At 68.4% G+C, this 22535-nt stretch carries 19 protein-coding genes; 15 read left to right on the plus strand and 4 right to left on the minus strand.

Annotated elements, in window-relative coordinates; genetic code table 11:
- Positions 1-25 precede the first annotated feature (25 nt).
- A complete protein-coding gene (locus tag M6E97_RS12745) occupies positions 26-1387 on the minus strand; it encodes a UDP-glucose 6-dehydrogenase (protein ID WP_033939472.1) in 1362 nt (453 codons plus the stop codon).
- A gap of 153 nt (positions 1388-1540) precedes the next feature.
- Between M6E97_RS12745 and M6E97_RS12750 the strand changes: the two genes are divergently transcribed.
- Complete coding sequence (locus M6E97_RS12750) at positions 1541-1765, plus strand: DUF3203 family protein (RefSeq protein WP_003088627.1); 225 nt, start codon at positions 1541-1543, stop codon at positions 1763-1765.
- A gap of 5 nt (positions 1766-1770) precedes the next feature.
- Here the strand turns inward: M6E97_RS12750 and amrR are convergent, their stop codons facing one another.
- A complete protein-coding gene (gene amrR, locus M6E97_RS12755) occupies positions 1771-2403 on the minus strand; it encodes a TetR family transcriptional regulator AmrR (protein ID WP_003088626.1) in 633 nt (210 codons plus the stop codon).
- A 164-nt stretch (positions 2404-2567) separates the two neighbouring features.
- Here amrR and mexX point away from each other — a divergent pair, with 164 nt between their 5' ends.
- Genes mexX through M6E97_RS12770 form a run of 3 tightly spaced genes read left to right on the plus strand, consistent with a single transcriptional unit; the run spans position 2568 to position 7129 of the window.
- The gene (gene mexX, locus M6E97_RS12760; RefSeq protein WP_003088624.1) at positions 2568-3758 is read left to right on the plus strand and encodes a multidrug efflux RND transporter periplasmic adaptor subunit MexX; all 1191 of its coding nucleotides are present in this window, start codon (positions 2568-2570) and stop codon (positions 3756-3758) included.
- A gap of 15 nt (positions 3759-3773) precedes the next feature.
- Positions 3774-6911, plus strand: coding sequence for a multidrug efflux RND transporter permease subunit MexY (mexY, locus tag M6E97_RS12765; RefSeq protein ID WP_033939474.1), 3138 nt, complete (start codon positions 3774-3776; stop codon positions 6909-6911).
- Entirely contained in the window at positions 6911-7129 is a 219-nt protein-coding gene (locus M6E97_RS12770) for a hypothetical protein (protein ID WP_033939475.1), read from the plus strand. Before mexY ends, M6E97_RS12770 begins: the two co-directional genes overlap by 1 nt.
- Positions 7130-7151: 22 nt before the next feature.
- Here M6E97_RS12770 and M6E97_RS12775 read toward each other — a convergent pair whose 3' ends face one another.
- A complete protein-coding gene (locus M6E97_RS12775) occupies positions 7152-8081 on the minus strand; it encodes an SdiA-regulated domain-containing protein (RefSeq protein ID WP_003088602.1) in 930 nt (309 codons plus the stop codon).
- A gap of 192 nt (positions 8082-8273) precedes the next feature.
- On the opposite strand from M6E97_RS12775, the gene liuR reads away from it, so the two are divergent.
- From liuR to liuE, 6 genes are all read left to right on the plus strand, one after another.
- Entirely contained in the window at positions 8274-8678 is a 405-nt protein-coding gene (gene liuR, locus M6E97_RS12780) for a liu genes transcriptional regulator LiuR (protein ID WP_023112462.1), read from the plus strand.
- 48 nt (positions 8679-8726) lie between these two features.
- Positions 8727-9890: an isovaleryl-CoA dehydrogenase gene (liuA, locus tag M6E97_RS12785; protein WP_034005057.1), complete on the plus strand. Its 1164-nt coding sequence runs from the start codon at positions 8727-8729 to the stop codon at positions 9888-9890.
- A 122-nt stretch (positions 9891-10012) separates the two neighbouring features.
- Positions 10013-11620 carry a methylcrotonyl-CoA carboxylase subunit beta gene (gene liuB, locus M6E97_RS12790; protein WP_003110688.1) on the plus strand — a complete coding sequence of 536 codons (1608 nt, stop codon included), beginning with the start codon at positions 10013-10015 and terminating at the stop codon, positions 11618-11620.
- Positions 11621-11633: 13 nt separating this feature from the next.
- Complete coding sequence (locus tag M6E97_RS12795) at positions 11634-12431, plus strand: gamma-carboxygeranoyl-CoA hydratase (protein WP_003110689.1); 798 nt, start codon at positions 11634-11636, stop codon at positions 12429-12431.
- On the plus strand, positions 12428-14395 hold the full coding sequence (gene liuD, locus M6E97_RS12800; RefSeq protein WP_034005061.1) for a methylcrotonyl-CoA carboxylase subunit alpha: 1968 nt from the start codon (positions 12428-12430) through the stop codon (positions 14393-14395). The genes M6E97_RS12795 and liuD overlap by 4 nt, the downstream gene beginning before the upstream one ends.
- Positions 14396-14415: 20 nt before the next feature.
- Positions 14416-15318 (plus strand): bifunctional 3-hydroxy-3-isohexenylglutaryl-CoA lyase/hydroxymethylglutaryl-CoA lyase, encoded by a 903-nt coding sequence (gene liuE / locus M6E97_RS12805; protein WP_003088593.1) that lies wholly within the window; start codon positions 14416-14418, stop codon positions 15316-15318.
- Between the two features lie 67 nt (positions 15319-15385).
- Here liuE and M6E97_RS12810 read toward each other — a convergent pair whose 3' ends face one another.
- On the minus strand, positions 15386-16189 hold the full coding sequence (locus M6E97_RS12810; protein ID WP_033939479.1) for an IclR family transcriptional regulator: 804 nt from the start codon (positions 16187-16189) through the stop codon (positions 15386-15388).
- A 160-nt stretch (positions 16190-16349) separates the two neighbouring features.
- On the opposite strand from M6E97_RS12810, the gene hmgA reads away from it, so the two are divergent.
- The 5 genes from hmgA to hbcR all read left to right on the plus strand — a co-directional run bounded on the left by hmgA (position 16350) and on the right by hbcR (position 22522).
- On the plus strand, positions 16350-17648 hold the full coding sequence (gene hmgA / locus M6E97_RS12815) for a homogentisate 1,2-dioxygenase (RefSeq protein ID WP_003088587.1): 1299 nt from the start codon (positions 16350-16352) through the stop codon (positions 17646-17648).
- Positions 17649-17652: 4 nt separating this feature from the next.
- Positions 17653-18951 (plus strand): fumarylacetoacetase, encoded by a 1299-nt coding sequence (gene fahA / locus M6E97_RS12820; protein WP_003111363.1) that lies wholly within the window; start codon positions 17653-17655, stop codon positions 18949-18951.
- The gene (gene maiA / locus M6E97_RS12825; RefSeq protein ID WP_003128823.1) at positions 18948-19586 is read left to right on the plus strand and encodes a maleylacetoacetate isomerase; all 639 of its coding nucleotides are present in this window, start codon (positions 18948-18950) and stop codon (positions 19584-19586) included. Before fahA ends, maiA begins: the two co-directional genes overlap by 4 nt.
- Before the next feature lie 84 nt (positions 19587-19670).
- Positions 19671-21023, plus strand: a complete 1353-nt coding sequence (locus M6E97_RS12830) for an MFS transporter (protein ID WP_034005062.1) — start codon at positions 19671-19673, stop codon at positions 21021-21023.
- 68 nt (positions 21024-21091) lie between these two features.
- The gene (gene hbcR / locus M6E97_RS12835) at positions 21092-22522 is read left to right on the plus strand and encodes a sigma-54-dependent transcriptional regulator HbcR (RefSeq protein WP_003128846.1); all 1431 of its coding nucleotides are present in this window, start codon (positions 21092-21094) and stop codon (positions 22520-22522) included.
- The last annotated feature ends 13 nt before the right edge of the window (positions 22523-22535 follow it).

Genomic DNA, 22535 nt, shown 5'->3' on the forward strand with positions numbered 1-22535 from the left:
AGTATGCGGATGGCGCGCAGTCTAATCAGGCTGCGCTCGCCTTACAATGCCCGGCCCTTGAACGTCCTATGCCCTGGTAGATGAAGCCCAGTTCCGCCATCCGCGCCGGTGCGTAGAGATTCCGACCGTCGACCAACAGGGGAGTTCGCATGGATCCACGGATTTTCTGGAAGTCCGGCTGGCGGAACTGTTTCCACTCGGTCACCAGCACCAGGGCATCGGCGCCCTCGACGGCGGCGTAGGGCGAGTCGTGGAGCGTCAACTGGGCGCACGCCAGCGCGTCCGGATAGCGTGCCGCGACCCCGGCGTTGGCCACCGGGTCATGGGCCCTGACCCGCACCCCGTGGCGCAGCAGTGCCTCCAGCAGGACCAGGCTCGGCGCCTCGCGCAGGTCGTCGGTACCCGGCTTGAAGGCCAGCCCCCAGAGCGCCACCGTGCGCCCTTGCCAGCGTCCCTGGAACAGTTCGCCGAGGGTCTCGAAGAGCAGTTCCTTCTGCCGCGCGTTGCGCGCTTCCACCGCACGCAGTATCTGGCTGTCGAAGCCCTGTTGCTCGGCGCTGCGGATCAGCGCGCGGACGTCCTTGGGAAAGCACGAGCCGCCGTAGCCGCAGCCGGCGTAGATGAAATGGGTGCCGATGCGCTTGTCGCTGCCCATGCCGCGGCGCACGTCCTCGATGTCGACGCCGGTGAGGGCGCACAGCCCGGCCATCTCGTTCATGAAGGAAATCTTGGTGGCGAGGAAGGCATTGGCCGCGTACTTGCTGAACTCGGCCTCGCGACGCCCCATCAGCAGGACCCGCTCGTGATTGCGCAGGAACGGCGCGTAGAGCTGGCGCAGGGTTTCCCCGGCCTGCGCCTCGGCGCTGCCGATGATGACCCGGTCCGGGCGCCTGAAGTCGTCCACCGCCGAGCCTTCCTTGAGGAACTCCGGATTGCTCGCCACCGCCACCCGGAAGCGCTTGCGCCGGCGCGCCAGGCCCAGGCGGATGATCTCTTCGACCCGTTCGGCGGTGCCCACCGGCACGGTCGACTTGTTGACCACGATGCAGGCCTGGCGCAGTTGCGCGCCAAGTTGCTCGGCGACCACCATCACGTGGCTGAGGTCGGCCGAGCCGTCCTCGCCGCACGGCGTGCCGACGGCGATGAACACCACCTCGGCGTCGGCCAGGCCTTCCGCCAGGCTCGCGGTGAAGGTCAGGCGGGCGGCGTCCAGCTGATCGCGCAGGATGTTTTCCAGGCCCGGTTCGTAGATCGGCATCTCGCCGCGTCTCAGCCGCGCGACCCGCTCGCGGTCACGCTCCACGCAACGCACCTGGTTGCCCATCTCGGCGAAACAGGCCGCCGTCACCAGTCCCACATAGCCCGCACCAATCACGCATAGCCGCATGGCGTCGTCCTCCGCTGGCCTCGCCCTCTCTCTGCGGACGATTGCAGCCAAGCGCGGTGGCAGGCGCGTGACGCTGGCGTGAAGCTACCGTGACAGAACCCGCGCGGATGCCCGGGGTCCACCCAAGGTAGGCGGAAAAAACAGGAGGCTCCCATGTCCATCGAAATCGACTCGGAACAAGGCATCTGCAGCGTGGAGATCGAAGGCAGCCGGCATCGCGCGCCGGTCGACAGCCTGCGCATCGGTACCGACGCCGAGGCGCGCCTGTCGGTGCTCTACATCGACGGCAAGCGCCTGCACATCAGCGAGGAAGACGCCCAGCGGCTGGTGGTCGCCGGCGCCGAGGACCAGCGCAGGCACCTGATGGCGGACGATTGACGCCCTCAGGCGTCCGCCAGCAACAGGTAGGGAGAACTGCGCAGGCTGTCGAGGCCGGCGCGGAACATGCGTTCGGCGCGGTTCCAGGGATCGTCGCGCAGGCGCTCGGTCCAGGCCAGGGTGCCGCAGATGCCGTCCCAGAGCGATTGCAGATAGATGCTGGCCAGCTCGACGTCCAGCCGCGCCGGCAGTTCGCCGCGCTCCACCGCCCGGCGGATCTGCCGGAGGCCGAAGCGTTGCCCCTGCTTCTCGAGCAGCTCGCGGCGGCGCAACAGCGGCTCGTTCTCGTCGCTGCGTTCGCACTTTAGGTAGAGGATCTCCAGCACCCGCTGCACCGAACCGGGCTCGCAGCACTGGCGGAGAAAGCCCATGCCGGCGCGCAGGAGGATGTCCAGCGCCGGCACCCTGGCGTTTTCGTCGGGTACCTCGATCTGGCCGAAGGCGCGGTCGCACATCGCCAGGCAGACCTCGATCTTGTTCTTGTAGTGGCCGTAGACCGCACCGCGAGAAACCCCGGCGGCGTCCGCCAGGTCGGCCATGGCAGTAGTGCCCACGCCCTTTTCCAGGAAAACCCGCTCGGCGGCATCGAGTATGCCGTCGCGGGTTTTCTGGGATTCCTCTTTGGTTTTCCTGGCCACTGAACGTCCTCACAAGGGAAAGGCGCCGCAGATCATAAGGATATGTTACAGAAACGCCAATTAATTAATCACTCATGATTGATTATATGCTACTGTCGCGCCGCTCGTGAGTTGCGGTGCCCTTTCCCGGGCAAGCTCGCGAGTTCACGAATCGAGGGACACCCATGCACATCCAATGGACCGGCTCGCTGCGCGGGCTGCTGGCGGCCCTGGTCGCCCTATTCCTGCTGGGCTGCGAAGAAGCAGCGGACACCGGGAAGACTGCGGAGGCCCCCGCCGAGGTCGGCGTGATCGTCGCCAGGCCGGCGCCTATCGGCATCACCAGCGAGCTGCCCGGACGCCTGGAAGCGTACCGCCAGGCTGAAGTGCGGGCGCGCGTCGCCGGCATCGTCACCCGTCGCCTGTACGAGGAAGGCCAGGACGTCCGCGCCGGCACCGTGCTGTTCCAGATCGACCCTGCGCCCTTGAAGGCGGCCCTGGACATCAGCCGCGGCGCCCTGGCCCGGGCCGAGGCCAGCCACGCGGCGGCGGCCGACAAGCTCAAGCGCTACGCCGACCTGATCAAGGACCGCGCCATCAGCGAACGCGAGTACACCGAAGCGCAGACCGACGCGCGCCAGGCCCTGGCGCAGATTGCCTCGGCCAAGGCCGAACTGGAGCAGGCCCGCCTGCGCCTGGGCTACGCCACGGTCACCGCGCCGATCGACGGCCGCGCGCGGCGTGCGCTGGTCACCGAAGGCGCGCTGGTCGGCGAGGACTCGCCGACACCGCTGACCCGCGTCGAGCAGATCGATCCGATCTACGTGAACTTCTCCCAGCCGGCCGGCGAAGTCGCCGCCATGCAGCGGGCGATCCGCGAAGGCCAGGTGAAGGGTGTCGCCGACAAGGACATCGCCGTGCGCCTGGTCCTGGCCGACGGCAGCGAGTACCCGCTGGCCGGCGAGCTGCTGTTCTCCGACCTGGCGGTCGACCCCGGCACCGACACCATCGCCATGCGTGCCCTGTTCCGCAATCCGCATCGCGAATTGCTGCCCGGCGGCTACGTGCAGGTGCGCCTGCAGCGCGCGGTGAACCCGCAGGCGATCACCGTCCCGCGCGACGCGCTGATCCGTACCGCCCAGTCCGCCGTGGTCAAGGTGGTCAACCCACAGGGCGTGGTGGAAGACGTGGAGGTCCGCGCCGACACCCTGCAGGGCCGCGACTGGATCATCAGCCGCGGGCTCAAGGGCGGTGAGCGGGTGATCGTCGAGAACGCCGCCCAGCATGCCGCCGGCTCCAGCGTCCAGGCGGTGGTCCGCCAGCCGGCCAGCGCCGACGCCCCCTCACCGCTGGCCGCCTCGCCGGCGGGCCAGTGACGGAGAACGCTACGAATGGCTCGTTTCTTCATTGACCGGCCGGTCTTCGCCTGGGTGATCTCCCTGCTGATCGTGCTCGCCGGGGTCCTGGCGATCCGCTTCCTGCCGGTCGCCCAGTACCCGGACATCGCGCCGCCGGTGGTCAACGTCAGCGCCAGCTATCCCGGCGCCTCGGCCAAGGTGGTCGAGGAAGCGGTGACCGCGATCATCGAGCGCGAGATGAACGGCGCGCCCGGCCTGCTCTACACCAAGGCCACCAGCAGCACCGGCCAGGCTTCGCTGACCCTGACCTTCCGCCAGGGCGTGAACGCCGACCTCGCCGCGGTGGAAGTGCAGAACCGCCTGAAGATCGTCGAGTCGCGCCTGCCCGAATCGGTGCGGCGCGACGGCATCTACGTGGAGAAGGCGGCGGACAGCATCCAGCTGATCGTTACCCTTACCTCCTCCAGCGGCCGCTACGACGCCATGGAGCTGGGCGAGATCGCCTCGTCCAACGTGTTGCAGGCGCTGCGCCGGGTGGAGGGCGTGGGCAAGGTCGAGACCTGGGGCGCCGAGTACGCCATGCGCATCTGGCCCGACCCGGCCAAGCTGACCTCGATGAACCTCAGCGCCAGCGACCTGGTCAACGCCGTGCGCCGGCACAACGCCCGCCTCACCGTGGGCGACATCGGCAACCTCGGGGTCCCCGACTCGGCGCCGATCAGCGCCACGGTGAAGGTCGACGACACCCTGGTGACGCCCGAGCAGTTCGGCGAGATTCCGCTGCGCATCCGCGCCGACGGCGGCGCGATCCGCCTGCGCGACGTGGCCCGCGTCGAGTTCGGCCAGAGCGAGTACGGCTTCGTCTCGCGGGTCAACCAGATGACCGCCACCGGCCTGGCGGTGAAGATGGCGCCCGGCTCCAACGCGGTGGCCACCGCCAAGCGCATCCGCGCCACCCTCGACGAGCTGTCGCGCTACTTCCCGGAGGGCGTGAGCTACAACATCCCCTATGACACCTCGGCGTTCGTCGAGATCTCGATCAGGAAGGTGGTCAGCACCCTGCTCGAGGCGATGCTGCTGGTGTTCGCCGTGATGTACCTGTTCATGCAGAACTTCCGCGCCACCCTGATCCCGACGCTGGTGGTGCCGGTGGCCCTGCTCGGCACCTTCACGGTGATGCTCGGCCTGGGCTTCTCGATCAACGTGCTGACCATGTTCGGCATGGTCCTGGCGATCGGCATCCTGGTGGACGACGCGATCATCGTGGTGGAGAACGTCGAGCGGCTGATGGCCGAGGAAGGCCTGTCGCCGCACGACGCCACGGTCAAGGCGATGCGCCAGATCAGCGGTGCCATCGTCGGCATCACCGTGGTGCTGGTCTCGGTATTCGTGCCGATGGCGTTCTTCAGCGGCGCGGTGGGCAACATCTACCGCCAGTTCGCGGTGACCCTGGCGGTCTCCATCGGCTTCTCGGCGTTCCTCGCGCTGTCGCTGACCCCGGCCCTGTGCGCCACCCTGCTGCGCCCGATCGACGCCGACCACCATGAGAAGCGCGGCTTCTTCGGCTGGTTCAACCGCGCCTTCCTGCGCCTGACCGGACGCTACCGCAACGCGGTGGCCGGCATCCTCGCCCGGCCGATCCGCTGGATGCTGGTCTACGCCCTGGTCATCGGCGTGGTCGCCCTGCTCTTCGTGCGCCTGCCGCAGGCGTTCCTGCCGGAAGAGGACCAGGGCGACTTCATGATCATGGTGATGCAGCCCGAAGGTACGCCGATGGCGGAGACCATGGCCAACGTCGGCGACGTCGAGCGCTACCTGGCGGAGCACGAACCGGTGGCCTACGCCTATGCGGTCGGCGGCTTCAGCCTGTACGGCGACGGCACCAGCTCGGCGATGATCTTCGCCACCCTGAAGGACTGGTCGGAACGCCGGGAGGCCAGCCAGCACGTCGGCGCCATCGTCGAGCGCATCAACCAGCGCTTCGCCGGCCTGCCCAACCGTACGGTGTATGCGATGAACTCGCCGCCGCTGCCGGACCTGGGTTCCACCAGCGGCTTCGACTTCCGCCTGCAGGACCGTGGCGGGGTTGGCTACGAGGCCCTGGTCAAGGCCCGCGACCAGTTGCTGGCGCGCGCCGCCGAGGACCCGCGTCTGGCCAACGTGATGTTCGCCGGCCAGGGCGAGGCGCCGCAGATCCGCCTGGACATCGACCGACGCAAGGCGGAGACCCTCGGCGTGAGCATGGACGAGATCAACACCACCCTGGCGGTGATGTTCGGCTCGGACTACATCGGCGACTTCATGCACGGCAGCCAGGTGCGCAAGGTGGTGGTCCAGGCCGACGGCGCCAAGCGCCTGGGCATCGACGACATCGGCCGGCTTCACGTGCGCAACGAGCAGGGCGAGATGGTCCCGCTGGCGACGTTCGCCAAGGCCGCCTGGACCCTCGGCCCGCCGCAACTGACCCGCTACAACGGCTATCCCTCGTTCAACCTCGAGGGCCAGGCCGCGCCGGGCTACAGCAGCGGCGAAGCCATGCAGGCGATGGAGCAATTGATGCAGGGCCTGCCCGAGGGCATCGCCCACGAGTGGTCCGGCCAGTCCTTCGAAGAACGCCTGTCCGGCGCCCAGGCGCCGGCGCTGTTCGCCCTCTCGGTGCTGATCGTGTTCCTCGCCCTGGCCGCCCTCTACGAAAGCTGGTCGATCCCGCTGGCGGTGATCCTGGTGGTGCCGCTGGGCGTGCTCGGCGCACTGCTCGGGGTGAGCCTGCGCGGTCTGCCCAACGACATCTACTTCAAGGTCGGCCTGATCACCATCATCGGCCTCTCGGCGAAGAACGCCATCCTCATCATCGAGGTGGCCAAGGACCATTACCAGGAAGGCATGAGCCTGCTGCAGGCGACCCTGGAGGCCGCGCGCCTGCGCCTGCGACCGATCGTCATGACCTCGCTGGCGTTCGGTTTCGGCGTGGTCCCGCTGGCGCTCTCCAGCGGCGCCGGTTCCGGCGCCCAGGTCGCCATCGGCACCGGGGTGCTCGGCGGGATCGTCACCGCCACGGTACTCGCGGTGTTCCTGGTACCGCTGTTCTTCCTGGTGGTCGGGCGCCTGTTCCGGTTACGCAAGGCGCCGCGCACCGGCACCTCGCCCCAGATCCCCACGGAGCAAGCCTGATGCCCCTAACGAAACTCTCGCTCCCCACCCTGGCACTGTGCGTCGGGCTGCTCGGCGCCTGCCCGCCGACGCCTCGCCAGCCGCGCGCGGCCCCCATCGTTCCGGCCAACGGCCCCGACCTTCGGGGCAAGCTGGACGACTGGCAACAGCAGTTCACCGACCCGCTGCTGCGACAGATGATCGGCTACGCGCCGGCGCTATCCGGCGCGCAAGCCTGAATTCCGCCGTCCTTTTCCCACCCTAGTCGGCCGCCGGCAGCGCTCGGCTGAAGCGGTAGAACAGGTTCGGCTCGCTGACCACGTACAGGCTGCCCCGGTCGTCCATCGCCAACCCTTCGGCCTGCGGCACGTCGTCCGTCAGGCCATGGTTGCCGCCACGCAGGGTCAGGCTGCCGAGCGGATCCCCGGCGCGATCCAGTTCGATGACCACCCGCGACTCGTCGGAAAGCACCAGCAGGTGATCGCTGGCCTTGTCGTAGTAGAGGCTCGACAGATCGGTGAGGAACAACCCGCGATCGCGCTGCGGGTCGCCGCCGACGCTCAGGTCGAGCGCCTCGCCGCGGTCGTTGAAGAAGCCGTTTACCTCGATGATGCCCACCGGCGCCTTTTCCCGGGCCACGAACAGGCGCTCGCGCAGCGGGTCGTAGGCCAACCCCTCGAAGCCCTTGTTGCGTTTGTTTGCACTGCCCAGGGAGAACTTCCGGGCGTTGCGCGGATCGTCGATGTCGATCACCCGGGTGTCGGCGTCGACATGGATCTCCACCAGGCGTTGGCGACGCTCCTCGGCGACCACGTAGACGCCGGGCCGGATGTACTCGATAGCCTCCGGATCCTGGAAACCGCGCAGGGGGATGCGTCGCAACAATTCGCCGTCCAGCGACAGCTCGAGGAAATGCGGGTCCTGGTTGGTCACGCTGACCAGGCTGCGCCGGCTGGGGTCGAAGGACAGCGCCGAGACGTTGGACTCCGCGCCCAGCACGCGGGCTTCGATATCGACCCGATAGTCGGCCAGGCGCAGGGCGTTCTCGCGCGCAACATCGCCGCCGTAGCGCTGCTCCAGCTTGAACCAGATGCGCTCGAACGCGCGCTGCTGCTGACCCGCCACCAGCAGCGCAAGCAACGCGGCGAGCAGGCAAGCCAGCAGTGTCCTGTAGGTCATCAGCCGACTCATCGTTACGACTCCTCCGAGAAACACAGTGTTCGGCGAAGCAGAACAGAGCCATCCGTGCCCTTTCATGAGGCGCCGATTAAATATTTCTGACAAGTATCTTTCACGGCTGTCATTTTTCCCCCGTTCCAGGCGTTGACAGGATTTCGGTGCAGCTTTACGTTAACGTAAAGGTAAACAAGCAGGTGCCTGCGCATGTCCACCACCTACACCATCTCCGATCTCGCCCGCGAACTGGACATCACCACCCGTGCCATCCGCTTCTACGAGGAGCAAGGCCTGCTCTCCCCCGAGCGACGCGGCCAGGAACGCATCTATTCGCCGCGCGACAAGGTCAGCCTGAAGCTGATCCTGCGCGGCAAGCGCATCGGTTTTTCCCTCGCCGAATGCCGCGAACTGATCGAGCTCTACGACCCGGACCCGAGCAGCGGCAACCAGAAGCAGTTGAACACCATGCTGGAGAAGATCGCCGAGCGCCGCGCCCAGCTGGAACAACAGTTGCTGGACATCGAACAGATGCAGCTGGAACTGGATACTGCCGAGGAGCGCTGTCGAGCTGCGCTGATCAAAAGCTATAACAAACAACCAGTTGCAACATAAACCTCATTCGAAGCTTTAAACCGGACAAGCACAATTACAGGTGAAAGCATGACCTATCCCAGCCTCAACTTCGCCCTCGGCGAAACCATCGACATGCTCCGCGACCAGGTCCGCAGCTTCGTCACCGCCGAACTGCAGCCGCGCGCCGCGCAGATCGACCAGGACAACCAGTTCCCCATGGACATGTGGCGCAAGTTCGGCGAGATGGGCCTGCTCGGCATCACCGTCGACGAGGAGTACGGCGGTTCGGCGCTGGGCTACCTGGCCCACGCCGTGGTCATGGAAGAGATCAGCCGGGCCTCGGCCTCGGTGGCGCTCTCCTATGGCGCGCATTCCAACCTCTGCGTCAACCAGATCAAGCGCAACGGCAACGCCGAACAGAAGGCCCGCTACCTGCCGGCCCTGGTATCCGGCGAACACATCGGTGCGCTGGCGATGAGCGAACCCAACGCCGGCTCCGACGTGGTCTCGATGAAGCTGCGCGCGGACCGGGTCGGCGACCGCTTCGTTCTCAACGGCAGCAAGATGTGGATCACCAACGGTCCCGACGCCCATACCTATGTGATCTACGCCAAGACCGACGCGGACAAGGGCGCGCACGGGATCACCGCGTTCATCGTCGAACGCGACTGGAAAGGCTTCAGCCGCGGGCCGAAGCTGGACAAACTGGGCATGCGCGGCTCGAACACCTGCGAACTGATCTTCCAGGACGTCGAGGTGCCCGAGGAGAACGTCCTCGGCGCGGTCAACGGCGGGGTCAAGGTACTGATGAGCGGCCTCGACTACGAGCGCGTGGTGCTTTCCGGCGGCCCGGTGGGAATCATGCAGGCGTGCATGGACGTGGTGGTGCCGTACATCCATGACCGCCGCCAGTTCGGCCAGAGCATCGGCGAATTCCAGCTGGTCCAGGGCAAGGTGGCCGATATGTACACCGCCCTCAACGCCAGCCGCGCCTACCTGTACGCCGTGGCCGCCGCCTGCGACCGCGGCGAGACGACCCGCAAGGACGCCGCCGGGGTGATCCTCTACAGCGCCGAGCGCGCCACCCAGATGGCCCTGGACGCGATCCAGATCCTCGGCGGCAACGGCTACATCAACGAGTTTCCCACCGGCCGCCTGTTGCGCGATGCCAAGCTCTACGAGATCGGCGCCGGCACCAGCGAGATCCGCCGCATGCTGATCGGCCGCGAGCTGTTCAACGAAACCCGCTGAAGCCTCGCTCTCCCCGGCCCTTTTCCGCCAGGGAGAGGGCATTCCATTGCATCGACAGGCGCATCGCCAGGTCGGGAGCGGGCGCCAACCGCTTCCGCCCACCTCGACACGGAGCCACCGCCATGGCCATCCTGCACACCCAGATCAATCCACGCTCCGCCGAGTTCGCGGCCAACGCCGCGACCATGCTGGAACAGGTCAACGCCCTGCGCACCCTCCTCGGCCGCATCCACGAAGGCGGCGGTAGCGCCGCCCAGGCCCGGCACAGCGCGCGCGGCAAGCTGCTGGTGCGCGAACGCATCAACCGCCTGCTCGACCCCGGCTCGCCGTTCCTCGAGCTTTCCGCCCTCGCCGCCCATGAGGTCTACGGCGAAGAGGTCGCCGCCGCCGGCATCGTCGCCGGGATCGGCCGGGTCGAAGGGGTGGAATGCATGATCGTCGGCAATGATGCCACGGTGAAGGGCGGCACCTACTATCCGCTGACTGTGAAGAAGCACCTGCGGGCCCAGGCCATCGCCCTGGAAAACCGCCTGCCATGCATCTACCTGGTGGACTCCGGCGGCGCCAACCTGCCGCGCCAGGACGAGGTGTTCCCCGACCGCGAGCACTTCGGCCGGATCTTCTTCAACCAGGCCAACATGAGTGCCCGCGGCATCCCGCAGATTGCCGTGGTGATGGGCTCCTGCACCGCCGGCGGGGCCTACGTGCCGGCGATGTCCGACGAAACCGTGATGGTGCGCGAACAGGCCACCATCTTCCTCGCCGGGCCGCCGCTGGTGAAGGCCGCTACCGGCGAGGTGGTCAGCGCCGAGGAGCTTGGCGGCGCCGACGTGCACTGCAAGGTCTCCGGGGTCGCCGACCACTATGCCGAGGACGATGACCATGCCCTGGCCATCGCCCGCCGCTGCGTCGCCAACCTCAACTGGCGCAAGCAGGGCCAGCTGCAATGCCGTGCACCGCGCGCGCCGCTGTACCCCGCCGAGGAGCTGTACGGGGTGATTCCCGCCGACAGCAAGCAGCCCTACGACGTGCGCGAAGTGATCGCACGGCTGGTGGACGGCTCCGAGTTCGACGAGTTCAAGGCGCTGTTCGGCACCACCCTGGTCTGCGGCTTCGCCCACCTGCACGGCTATCCGATCGCCATCCTGGCCAACAACGGGATCCTCTTCGCCGAGGCCGCGCAGAAAGGCGCGCACTTCATCGAACTGGCCTGCCAGCGCGGCATCCCGCTGCTGTTCCTGCAGAACATCACCGGTTTCATGGTCGGCCAGAAGTACGAGGCCGGTGGCATCGCCAAGCACGGCGCCAAGCTGGTGACCGCGGTGGCCTGCGCGCGGGTGCCGAAGTTCAGCGTGCTGATCGGCGGCAGCTTCGGCGCCGGCAACTACGGCATGTGCGGACGCGCCTACGACCCGCGCTTCCTGTGGATGTGGCCGAACGCGAGGATCGGCGTAATGGGCGGCGAACAGGCCGCCGGGGTGCTCGCCCAGGTCAAGCGCGAGCAGGCCGAGCGCGCCGGCCAGCAGCTCGGCGTCGAAGAGGAGGCGAAGATCAAGGCGCCGATCCTCGAGCAGTACGAGCACCAGGGCCATCCCTACTACTCCAGCGCGCGACTGTGGGACGACGGCGTGATCGATCCGGCGCAGACCCGCGAGGTGCTCGCCCTGGCGCTTTCCGCCGCCCTCAACGCCCCCATCGAGCCGACCGCCTTCGGCGTGTTCCGCATGTGACGAGCAGACCAGCATGAGCGAATTCCAGACCATCCAGCTTGAGATCGACCCGCGCGGCGTAGCCACCCTGTGGCTGGACCGGGCGGAAAAGAACAACGCCTTCAATGCCGTCGTGATCGACGAACTGTTGCAGGCCATCGATCGCGTCGGCAGCGACCCGCAGGTCCGCCTGCTGGTGCTGCGCGGCCGTGGCCGGCACTTCTGCGGCGGTGCCGACCTGGCCTGGATGCAGCAGTCGGTGGACCTCGACTACCAGGGCAACCTGGCCGACGCCCAGCGCATCGCCGAACTCATGACCCATCTCTACAACCTGCCCAAGCCGACCCTGGCGGTGGTCCAGGGCGCGGTGTTCGGCGGCGGGGTCGGCCTGGTCAGTTGCTGCGACATGGCCATCGGCAGCGACGAGGCGACCTTCTGCCTGTCCGAGGTACGCATCGGCCTGATCCCGGCGACCATCGCCCCGTTCGTGGTCAAGGCCATCGGCCAGCGCGCCGCGCGGCGCTATTCGCTGACCGCCGAGCGCTTCGACGGACGCCGCGCCAGCGAACTGGGCCTGCTCAGCGAAAGCTGTCCCGCCGCCGAACTGGAAAGCCAGGCCGAGGCCTGGATCGCCAACCTGCTGCAAAACAGCCCGCGCGCCCTGGTCGCCTGCAAGGCGCTCTACCATGAGGTCGAGGCCGCCGAGCTGAGCCCGGCGCTGCGCCGCTACACCGAGGCGGCCATCGCCCGCATCCGCATCAGCCCGGAAGGCCAGGAAGGCCTGCGCGCCTTCCTGGAGAAACGCACGCCCGCCTGGAGAAACGACGCATGAACCCGGACTACCGCAGCATCCAGCGCATCCTGGTCGCCAACCGCGGCGAGATCGCCTGCCGGGTGATGCGCAGCGCGCGCGCCCTCGGCATCGGCAGCGTCGCCGTGCACAGCGACATCGACCGCCACGCCCGCCACGTCGCCGAAGCCGACATCGCCGTCGACCTGGGCGGCGCCAAGCCCGCCGACAGCTACCTGCGCGGCGACAGGATCATCGCCGCCGCCCTCGCCAGCGGCGCCCAGGCGATCCACCCCGGCTACGGCTTCCTCTCGGAGAACGCCGACTTCGCCCGCGCCTGCGAGGAAGCCGGCCTGCTCTTCCTCGGACCGCCGGCGGCGGCCATCGACGCCATGGGCAGCAAGTCGGCGGCCAAGGCGCTGATGGAAGAAGCCGGCGTGCCGCTGGTGCCCGGCTACCACGGCGAAGCCCAGGACGCCGAGACCTTCCGCCGGGAAGCCGGAAGGATCGGCTACCCGGTGCTGCTCAAGGCCGCCGCTGGCGGCGGCGGCAAGGGCATGAAGGTGGTGGAGCACGAAGCCGAGCTGGCCGAGGCCCTTTCCTCCGCCCAGCGCGAGGCCAAGGCCGCCTTCGGCGACGCGCGGATGCTGGTGGAGAAATACCTGCTGAAGCCGCGCCACGTGGAGATCCAGGTATTCGCCGACAGCCATGGCCAATGCCTGTACCTCAACGAACGCGACTGTTCGATCCAGCGCCGCCACCAGAAGGTCGTCGAGGAAGCCCCCGCCCCCGGTCTCGGCGCGGAACTGCGCCGGGCCATGGGCGAGGCCGCGGTACGCGCGGCGCAGGCGATCGGCTACGTTGGCGCCGGTACCGTCGAATTCCTCCTCGACGAACGCGGCCAGTTCTTCTTCATGGAAATGAACACCCGCCTGCAGGTGGAACACCCGGTCACCGAGGCCATCACCGGCCTCGACCTGGTCGCCTGGCAGATCCGCGTCGCTCGCGGCGAGGCGCTGCCGCTGACACAGGAACAGGTGCCGCTGAACGGCCACGCCATCGAAGTGCGGCTCTACGCGGAAGACCCCGAGGGCGGCTTCCTCCCCGCCAGCGGCCGCCTGGCGCTGTACCGCGAAGCACCCGCCGGCCCCGGCCGGCGGGTCGACAGCGGGGTACGCGAAGGCGACGAGGTCTCGCCGTTCTACGACCCGATGCTGGCCAAGCTGATCGCCTGGGGCGAAACCCGCGAGGAAGCCCGCCAGCGCCTGCTGGCGATGCTGGCGGAAACCTCGGTCGGCGGCCTGCGCACCAACCTGGCATTCCTCCGCCGCATCCTCGGCCATCCGGCGTTCGCCGCCGCCGAACTGGACACCGGTTTCATCGCGCGCCACCAAGACGACCTGCTGCCGGCGCCGCAAGCGCTGCCGGAGCATTTCTGGCAGGCCGCCGCCGAAGCCTGGCTGCAGAGCGAACCGGGCCACCGTCGCGACGACGACCCGCATTCGCCGTGGAGCCGCAACGACGGCTGGCGCAGCGCCCTGGCGCGGGAGTCCGACCTGATGCTGCGCTGCCGCGACGAACGCCGCTGCGTCCGCCTGCGCCACGCCAGCCCCAGCCAGTATCGCCTCGACGGCGACGACCTGGTCAGCCGGGTGGACGGTGTCACCCGTCGCTCGGCGGCATTGCGCCGCGGACGCCAGTTGTTCCTCGAATGGGAGGGCGAACTGCTGGCCATCGAAGCCGTCGACCCGATCGCCGAGGCCGAGGCCGCCCATGCCCACCAGGGCGGTTTGAGCGCGCCGATGAACGGCAGTATCGTGCGGGTCCTGGTCGAGCCCGGCCAGACGGTCGAAGCCGGCGCCACCCTGGTGGTGCTGGAGGCGATGAAGATGGAGCACAGCATCCGCGCGCCCCACGCCGGGGTAGTGAAGGCGCTGTATTGCAGCGAGGGCGAACTGGTCGAGGAAGGCACGCCGCTGGTGGAGCTGGACGAGAACCAGGCCTGACAGCCAAGACGAGGAACAGCATGAACCTGCCGAAGAAGGTCCGCCTGGTGGAGGTCGGTCCGCGCGACGGACTGCAGAACGAGAAACAGCCGATCGAGGTGGCCGACAAGATCCGCCTGGTCGATGACCTGAGCGCCGCCGGCCTGGACTACATCGAAGTGGGCAGCTTCGTCTCGCCCAAGTGGGTGCCGCAGATGGCCGGCTCGGCCGAGGTATTCGCCGGCATCCGCCAGCGTCCCGGCGTGACCTACGCGGCGCTGGCGCCGAACCTGAAAGGCTTCGAGGCGGCGCTGGAGTCGGGGGTGAAGGAAGTGGCGGTGTTCGCCGCCGCGTCGGAAGCCTTCTCCCAGCGCAACATCAACTGCTCGATCAAGGACAGCCTGGAGCGCTTCGTACCGGTGCTGGAGGCGGCGCGCCAGCACCAGGTGCGGGTGCGCGGCTACATTTCCTGCGTGCTCGGCTGTCCCTACGACGGCGATGTCGATCCGCGCCAGGTCGCCTGGGTCGCCCGCGAACTGCAGCAGATGGGCTGCTACGAGGTGTCCCTGGGCGACACCATCGGCGTCGGCACCGCCGGCGCCACCCGCCGGCTGATCGAGGCGGTGGCCAGCGAGGTTCCCCGCGAGCGCCTCGCCGGGCACTTCCACGACACCTACGGGCAAGCCCTGGCGAACATCTACGCCAGCCTGCTGGAAGGCATCGCGGTATTCGACAGCTCGGTGGCCGGCCTCGGCGGTTGTCCCTACGCCAAGGGCGCCACCGGCAACGTCGCCAGCGAAGACGTCCTCTACCTGCTGAACGGCCTGGAGATCCATACCGGGGTCGACATGCACGCCCTGGTCGACGCCGGCCAGCGTATCTGCGCGGTGCTCGGCAAGAGCAACGGGTCGCGAGCGGCGAAAGCGTTGCTGGCCAAGGCCTGAGAAGCGGCGGATAACCGCGAGCGGTTATCCGCCCTACCCGACATCACGCCCAGGCTCGGAGACTGCGTCATCTACCCTGGGTGCCGTCATACCCCATCCGCCAACTGATAGCTCGAGTCGTCGCAAGCAGCCGTTCCGCCGCCGGCCCCTGTTCCTCGGCCTGGAAGATGCTCGCCGGGCCGACCACCGTGAGCACCGCCGCCACCCGCCCGCGGGCATCGAACACCGGCGCCGAGAGCGCTTCCACCCCAGGCATCAGCAGCCCATGGATCGCATGCAGGCCGCGCGCGCGGATGCCCTCCAGCAGCACCGCGTAGGCCGCCGGGTCGGCCAGCGGATGGTCGGCACGCCCGGCCAACTCTTCCTCGCGCAGCTCGGCCACCTCGCGTTCCGGCAGGAACGCGGCGAACACCAGGCCGGTGGACGAACCGAGCAGCGGCAGCACCGAGCCGACCTGGGTGACCACCGTCACCGCGCGCACCGCCTGTTCCACCTGTACCACGGTGGCGCCACGGTTGCCCCAGACGGCGAGGAAGCAGGTCTCGTTGAGCACGTCGCGCAGCTCGGCCAGCGGCGCGGCGGCGCTCTTCAGCACGTCCATGCTGTCCAGCGCCGCCAGGCCCACGCGCAGCGCCTCGCGCCCCAGCGAGTAATGATTGGTGGAGGCGTCCTGGACCGCGAAGCCGCTGGCGATCAATGCCTGCAGATAGCGATGGACCTTGCTCGCCGGCATCCCCACATGCTCCGCCAGGCGCGACAGCGAGGTCGCCGGGGAGAGTTCGGCGAGGGCCTTGAGGATATCGGTACCGACTTCGGCGGAGCGGACCTTCTGCTTGCCGGAGGTTCCGGCGGGACTGCTGTTCTTTTCCATGGACGCGGGTTCCTGCGGGCGGGGCCGACGTTATAGCTTGACGCTGCCTTCCACTCAAATTACGTTATGCGTAATTGAATTACGATAAAAATAACGCAGCCAGCGTGCCAGGTCCCCGGCGGATCGGCGGCAAGCTGCCCCCACTCCCCGGAGGCCTCAGATGAACCTCGACTCCACTGCCCTCGCCTATCAATCGGGCTTCGGCAACGAATTCAGCAGCGAAGCGCTCCCCGGCGCCCTGCCGGTCGGCCAGAACTCCCCGCAGAAAGCGCCCTACGGCCTGTACGCCGAACTGCTCTCCGGCACCGCCTTCACCATGGCTCGCAGCGAGGCCCGGCGCACCTGGCTATACCGCATCACGCCGTCGGCCAAGCATCCGCCGTTCCGCCGCCTGGAACGACAGATCGCCGGTGCCGAACTGGATGCGCCGACCCCCAACCGCCTGCGCTGGGACCCGCTGGCACTGCCCGAGCAGCCCACCGACTTCCTCGACGGCCTGCTGCGCATGGCCGCCAACGCGCCCGGCGACAAGCCCGCCGGCGTGAGCATCTACCAGTACCTGGCCAACCGCTCGATGGAGCGTTGCTTCTACGACGCCGACGGCGAACTGCTGCTGGTCCCGCAGTTGGGCCGCCTGCGCCTGTGCACCGAACTCGGCGCGCTGCAGGTCGAACCGCTGGAGATCGCGGTGATCCCGCGCGGGATGAAGTTCCGCGTCGAGCTGCTCGACGGCGAGGCACGCGGCTATATCGCCGAGAACCACGGCGCGCCGCTGCGCCTGCCCGACCTCGGCCCGATCGGCAGCAATGGCCTGGCCAATCCGCGCGACTTCCTGGCCCCGGTGGCGCGCTACGAAGACAGCCGCCAGCCGCTGCAACTGGTGCAGAAATACCTCGGCGAGCTGTGGGCCTGCGAGCTTGACCACTCGCCGCTGGACGTGGTCGCCTGGCACGGCAACAACGTGCCCTACAAGTACGACCTGCGCCGCTTCAACACCATCGGCACGGTCAGCTTCGACCACCCGGACCCGTCGATCTTCACCGTGCTGACCTCCCCCACCAGCGTCCATGGCCTGGCCAACATCGACTTCGTGATCTTCCCGCCGCGCTGGATGGTGGCCGAGAACACCTTCCGTCCGCCATGGTTCCACCGCAACCTGATGAACGAGTTCATGGGCCTGATCCAGGGCGCCTATGACGCCAAGGCCGGCGGCTTCGTGCCCGGCGGCGCCTCGCTGCACAGTTGCATGAGCGCCCACGGCCCGGACGCGGAAAGCTGCGACAAGGCCATCGCCGCCGACCTCAAGCCGCACAGGATCGACCAGACCATGGCCTTCATGTTCGAGACCAGCCAGGTCCTCCGGCCGAGCCGTGCCGCCCTCGAGACGCCGGCCCTGCAGAATGACTACGATGCCTGCTGGGCGTCGCTCGTATCCACCTTCAACCCGCAACGGAGATAACCCCATGAACCAGCCAACCCCCACTCGTAGCTGGGTCGCCTCCGCCAATGGGCATGCCGACTTTCCCCTGCAAAACCTGCCGCTGGGCATCTTCAGCCGTGCCGGCCTGAGCCCGCGTTGCGGCGTGGCCATCGGCGACTCGATCCTCGACCTGGACGCGGCGCTGGCCGCCGGCCTGTTCGAGGGGGCCGCCGGCGAAGCCGCCGAAGCCACCCGCGGCGGCGCGCTGAACGCCTTCTTCGCCCTCGGCAAACCGGCCCGCGTGGCGCTGCGCCAGCGCCTGCTGGAGCTGCTCGGCGAAGGCGCCGCGGAGCGCCCGGAGCTGCTCCATGCGGCCGCCGAGTGCCAAATGCACCTACCGGCCAGGATCGGCGACTACACCGACTTCTACGTCGGCATCCGCCATGCCGAGAACGTCGGCAAGCTGTTCCGCCCGGACAACCCGCTGCTGCCCAACTACAAGCACGTGCCCATCGGCTACCACGGCCGCGCCTCGACCGTGCGCGTCTCCGGCAGCGAAGTGCGCCGGCCCAACGGCCAGACCCTGCCGGCCGGCGCCAGCGAGCCGGTGTTCGGTCCCTGTGCGCGTCTGGACTACGAACTGGAGCTAGGCATCTGGATCGGCCAGGGCAACGCCCTCGGCGAAGCCATCCCGGTTTCCCGCGCCGCCGAGCACATCGCCGGCTTCTGTCTGCTCAACGACTGGTCGGCGCGCGACATCCAGGCCTGGGAATACCAGCCGCTCGGCCCGTTCCTGTCGAAGAGCTTCATCACCAGCGTTTCGCCCTGGGTGGTCACCGCCGAAGCCCTGGAGCCGTTCCGTCGCGCCCAGCCAGCGCGCCCCGAAGGCGACCCGCGGCCGCTGCCGTATCTTTACGACGACAACGACCAGGCCCACGGCGCCTTCGACATCGAGCTGGAGGTCCTGCTGCTCACCGAGGGCCTGCGCGAGAAAGGCCTGCCGCCGCAGCGCCTGACCCTGAGCAACAGCCTGAGCATGTACTGGACGGTGGCGCAGATGGTCGCCCACCACAGCGTCAATGGCTGCCAGTTGCAGCCCGGCGACCTGTTCGGCTCCGGCACCCTGTCCGGCGCCGAGCCCGGCCAGTTCGGCTCGCTGCTGGAGATCACCGCTGGCGGCAAGCAGCCGGTGCAACTGGCCTCCGGCGAGACCCGGCGCTTCCTCGAGGACGGCGACGAGGTCATCCTCCGCGCCCGCTGCAAGCGCGAGGGACACGTCTCGATCGGTTTCGGCGAATGTCGCGGCAAAGTGCTCGCGGCCCATCCGGGGGCGCGCGGATGAAGCTCTATACCTACTACCGTTCCACCTCCTCCTACCGGGTGCGCATCGCCCTGGCGCTGAAGGGGCTGGACTACCAGTCGCTGCCGGTCAACCTGGTCCGCGACGGCGGCGAACACCGCCAACCCGCCTACCTGGCGCTCAACCCGCAGGGCCGCGTACCGGCCCTGCAGGTCGACGAGGGCGAGCTGCTGATCCAGTCGCCGGCGATCATCGAGTACCTCGAGGAGCGCTACCCGCACCCCGCCCTGCTCTCCAGCGATCCGCTGCGCCGCGCCCACGAGCGCGGAGTCGCGGCGCTGGTCGGCTGCGACATCCACCCGTTGCACAACGCCAGCGTGCTCAACCTGCTGCGCCAGTGGGGACACGACGAAGAGCAGGTCCGGCAGTGGATCGGCCACTGGGTCGGCCAGGGTCTCGCCGCCGTCGAGCAACTGATCGGCGACCAGGGTTGGTGCTTCGGCGACCGGCCAGGCCTGGCCGACGTCTACCTGGTCCCGCAGCTCTACGCCGCCGAGCGCTTCGGCGTGGCGCTGGACGCCTGGCCACGGATCCGCCGGGTCGCCGACCTGGCCGCCGCCCATCCGGCGTTCCGCCAGGCCCATCCGGCCAACCAGCCGGACACCCCGGCCGCCTGAGGGACCGCAGAGTCCCGCTCCTGAAGATAAAGGGGGGCGTCCGCCGGACGCCCCATCACCAATAAGAACCTCAGGTACCTTGCGATGCACAACCAGATCGCCAGCTTTCGCGCGGCGCTCGACGCGCGCCCCGTGTCCCGCTACCAGTGGCTGTTGCTGCTGCTCCTCGCCCTGTTGCTGGTCACCGATGGCTACGATGCCCAGGTGCTCGGCTACGTGGTGCCGACCCTGGCCCAGGAATGGGGCCTGGACAAGGCCGCGTTCGGCCCGGTGTTCAGCGCCAACCTGTTCGGCCTGACCGTCGGTTCGCTGCTGGTGACGTCGCTGGCGGACCGCTTCGGCATCCGCCGGGTGCTGCTCTGCTGCGTGCTGATCTACGCCAGCCTGACCGTCCTGATGGTCTTCGCCGGTTCCCTGGAAAGCCTGATGCTGGCGCGCTTCGTCTGCGGCATCGGAATGGGCGGGGCGATGCCCAGCGCCATGGCGCTGATGGCCGAGTATTCGCCACCGCGCCTGCGTACCCTGATGGTCACCCTGGCGGCCTGCGGTTTCTCCTTCGGCGGCGCCGCCGGCGGTTTCGTCGCCGCCGCCTTCATGGACGGCTTCGGCTGGCAGGCGGTGTTCCTCGCCGGCGGCGTCACCCCGTTGCTGCTGTTCCCCTTCCTCCTCCTGTTCCTGCCGGAGTCGCTGCCGCGCCTGCTCCGCGACGCACCGCCCTATGCCCGCCTGCGCCAGCTCAGCGAGCGCATGGCGCCGGGCTGGCAGCCGCCGCCGGCACAGGCCGACGCCGAGCCGGCGGCGAGCCTGACCGTGCTGGAGCTGTTCCGCCACGGTTACGCGCGGCCGACCCTGCTGCTCTGGGCGACCTTCTTCGTCAGCCTGATCCTGCTCTACTTCATGGTCAGCTGGCTGCCCTCGCTGCTCCAGGAAAGCGGCCTGACACGCAATGCGGCGAACCTGGCGACCTCGATGTTCCTCTTCGCCGGCACCCTCGGCGCGATGCTCCTGGCCTGGCTCGCCGACCGCCTGCGCAGCAAGGTCCGCCTGCTGGCGGCGATTCTCGCCGGCGCCGCGCTGTTCACCCTGCTCCTCGGCCTCAACCACGACCAGCCGCGCTGGCTGCTGGCGTTCGTCTTCGCCGCCGGCTTCTGCATCATCGGCGGGCAGTTGACCCTGAACGCCTTCGCCAGCAACTTCTACCCGGCCCAGGTACGCGCCACCGGCACCGGCTGGGCGCTGGGCGTGGGCCGCTTCGGTTCGATCCTCGGCCCACTGTTCGGCAGCCTGCTGCTGGGCATGCACATATCCGTGGAGAACATCTTCATGCTTGCGGCGATTCCCGCCGGGCTCGCCGCGCTACTGATCCTCCAGGTCCGCTCGCCCGCTGCCCAGGCACAACGGGAAAGCGCCGCCGCGCTGGCCGTCGAGGAGTCCTGAGCCTTCACCGCGAGCGGCTTCCCGGCTACAGTGGCGGGCCGTTTCGCCGTCCGCCGCAGGAGCCGCCGATGAACGACGCCGACAGCCTCCAGGATTACCAACGCGTACGCCAGCAGGCGATCCGTTCGCTGTTCGAGATCGTCGAAGGCTCCAGCGAAGGCACGGTGATCGTCGACCGCGAGGCCCGCATCGTCTGGATCAACCAGCGCTACGCCCAGCGTTTCGGCCTCGCCGACCCGGCGCAGGCCATCGGCCGGCCCTGCGAAAGCGTGATCCCCGGTAGCCTGCTGCGCGAGGTGGTAGGCAGCGGCAAGCCGATCCTGCTGGACATGATGGATAGCGCGAAGGACCCGCTGGTGGTGATGCGCCTGCCGATCCACGACGACGCCGGCGAAGTGATCGGCGCCATCGGCTTCGCCCTGCTCGACGAACTGCGTTCGCTGTCGCCGCTGGTGACCCGCTACCTGAGCATGCAGCGCGAACTGGCCTCGACCCGCTCGCAATTGCAGGCGCGCCAGGCCAAGTACAGCTTCAGCCACTTCGTCGGCACCAGTCCGGCCAGCCTGGAAGTCAAGCGCCGCGCCCGTCGTGGCGCGGCCAGCGAAGCGCCGGTGCTGTTGCTCGGCGAGACCGGCACCGGCAAGGAACTGCTCGCCCACGCCATCCACAGCGCTTCGCCGCGGGCGCACAAGGCCTTCGTCAGCGTGAACGCCGCGGCGATCCCGGAAAGCCTGCTGGAGGCCGAATTCTTCGGTACCGCCCCGGGGGCCTTCACCGGTGCCGAGCGCAAGGGCCGGCCAGGCAAGTTGCAGGTGGCCCAGGGCGGCACGTTGTTCCTCGACGAGATCGGCGACATGCCGCTGGCCTTGCAAGGCAAGCTGTTGCGCGTGCTACAGGAGAAAGAGTTCGAAGCGGTGGGTTCCAACGAAGTGATCCGCAGCGACATCCGCCTGGTCGCCGCCACTTCCATCGACCTGCAGCAGGCGATGCGCGAAGGCCGTTTCCGCGCTGACCTCTACTACCGGCTGAACGTCCTGCCGATCGAGATCCCGCCGTTGCGCCAGCGCCTGGACGACCTCCCGGCGCTCTGCGAGTCGATCCTCGACAGCCTCGACCACGGCCGTCTCCACGAACTCGGCGGCGACGCCCTGGCGCTGCTCGCCCGGCATGCCTGGCCGGGCAACGTCCGCGAACTGCGCAACGTGCTGGAACGCGCGCTGCTGCTGGCCGACCAACCGTTGCTGGACGCCGCCGCCCTCGGCGCGGCGCTGGGCCCCCTGCAACCGCTGCCGGAGCTGCCTCGAGCGGCGGACGACAGGCCGGTCGGGGATTTCCAACAGGCCCGCGAAGCCTTCGAGCGCGACCTGATCGGACGGGCCCTGGCGCAGAGTGCCGGCAATGTGGTGGAAGCGGCGAAACGCCTGGGCCTGGGTCGCTCGACCCTGTACAAGAAGATCGTGGCGCTGGGCATGCGTCTCGATAACGGGACCCATCTCTAAATAGAGACGAACT

Origin of the sequence: Pseudomonas sp. B111, assembly GCF_026428275.1 — a bacterium.
Classification (GTDB): domain Bacteria; phylum Pseudomonadota; class Gammaproteobacteria; order Pseudomonadales; family Pseudomonadaceae; genus Pseudomonas; species Pseudomonas aeruginosa.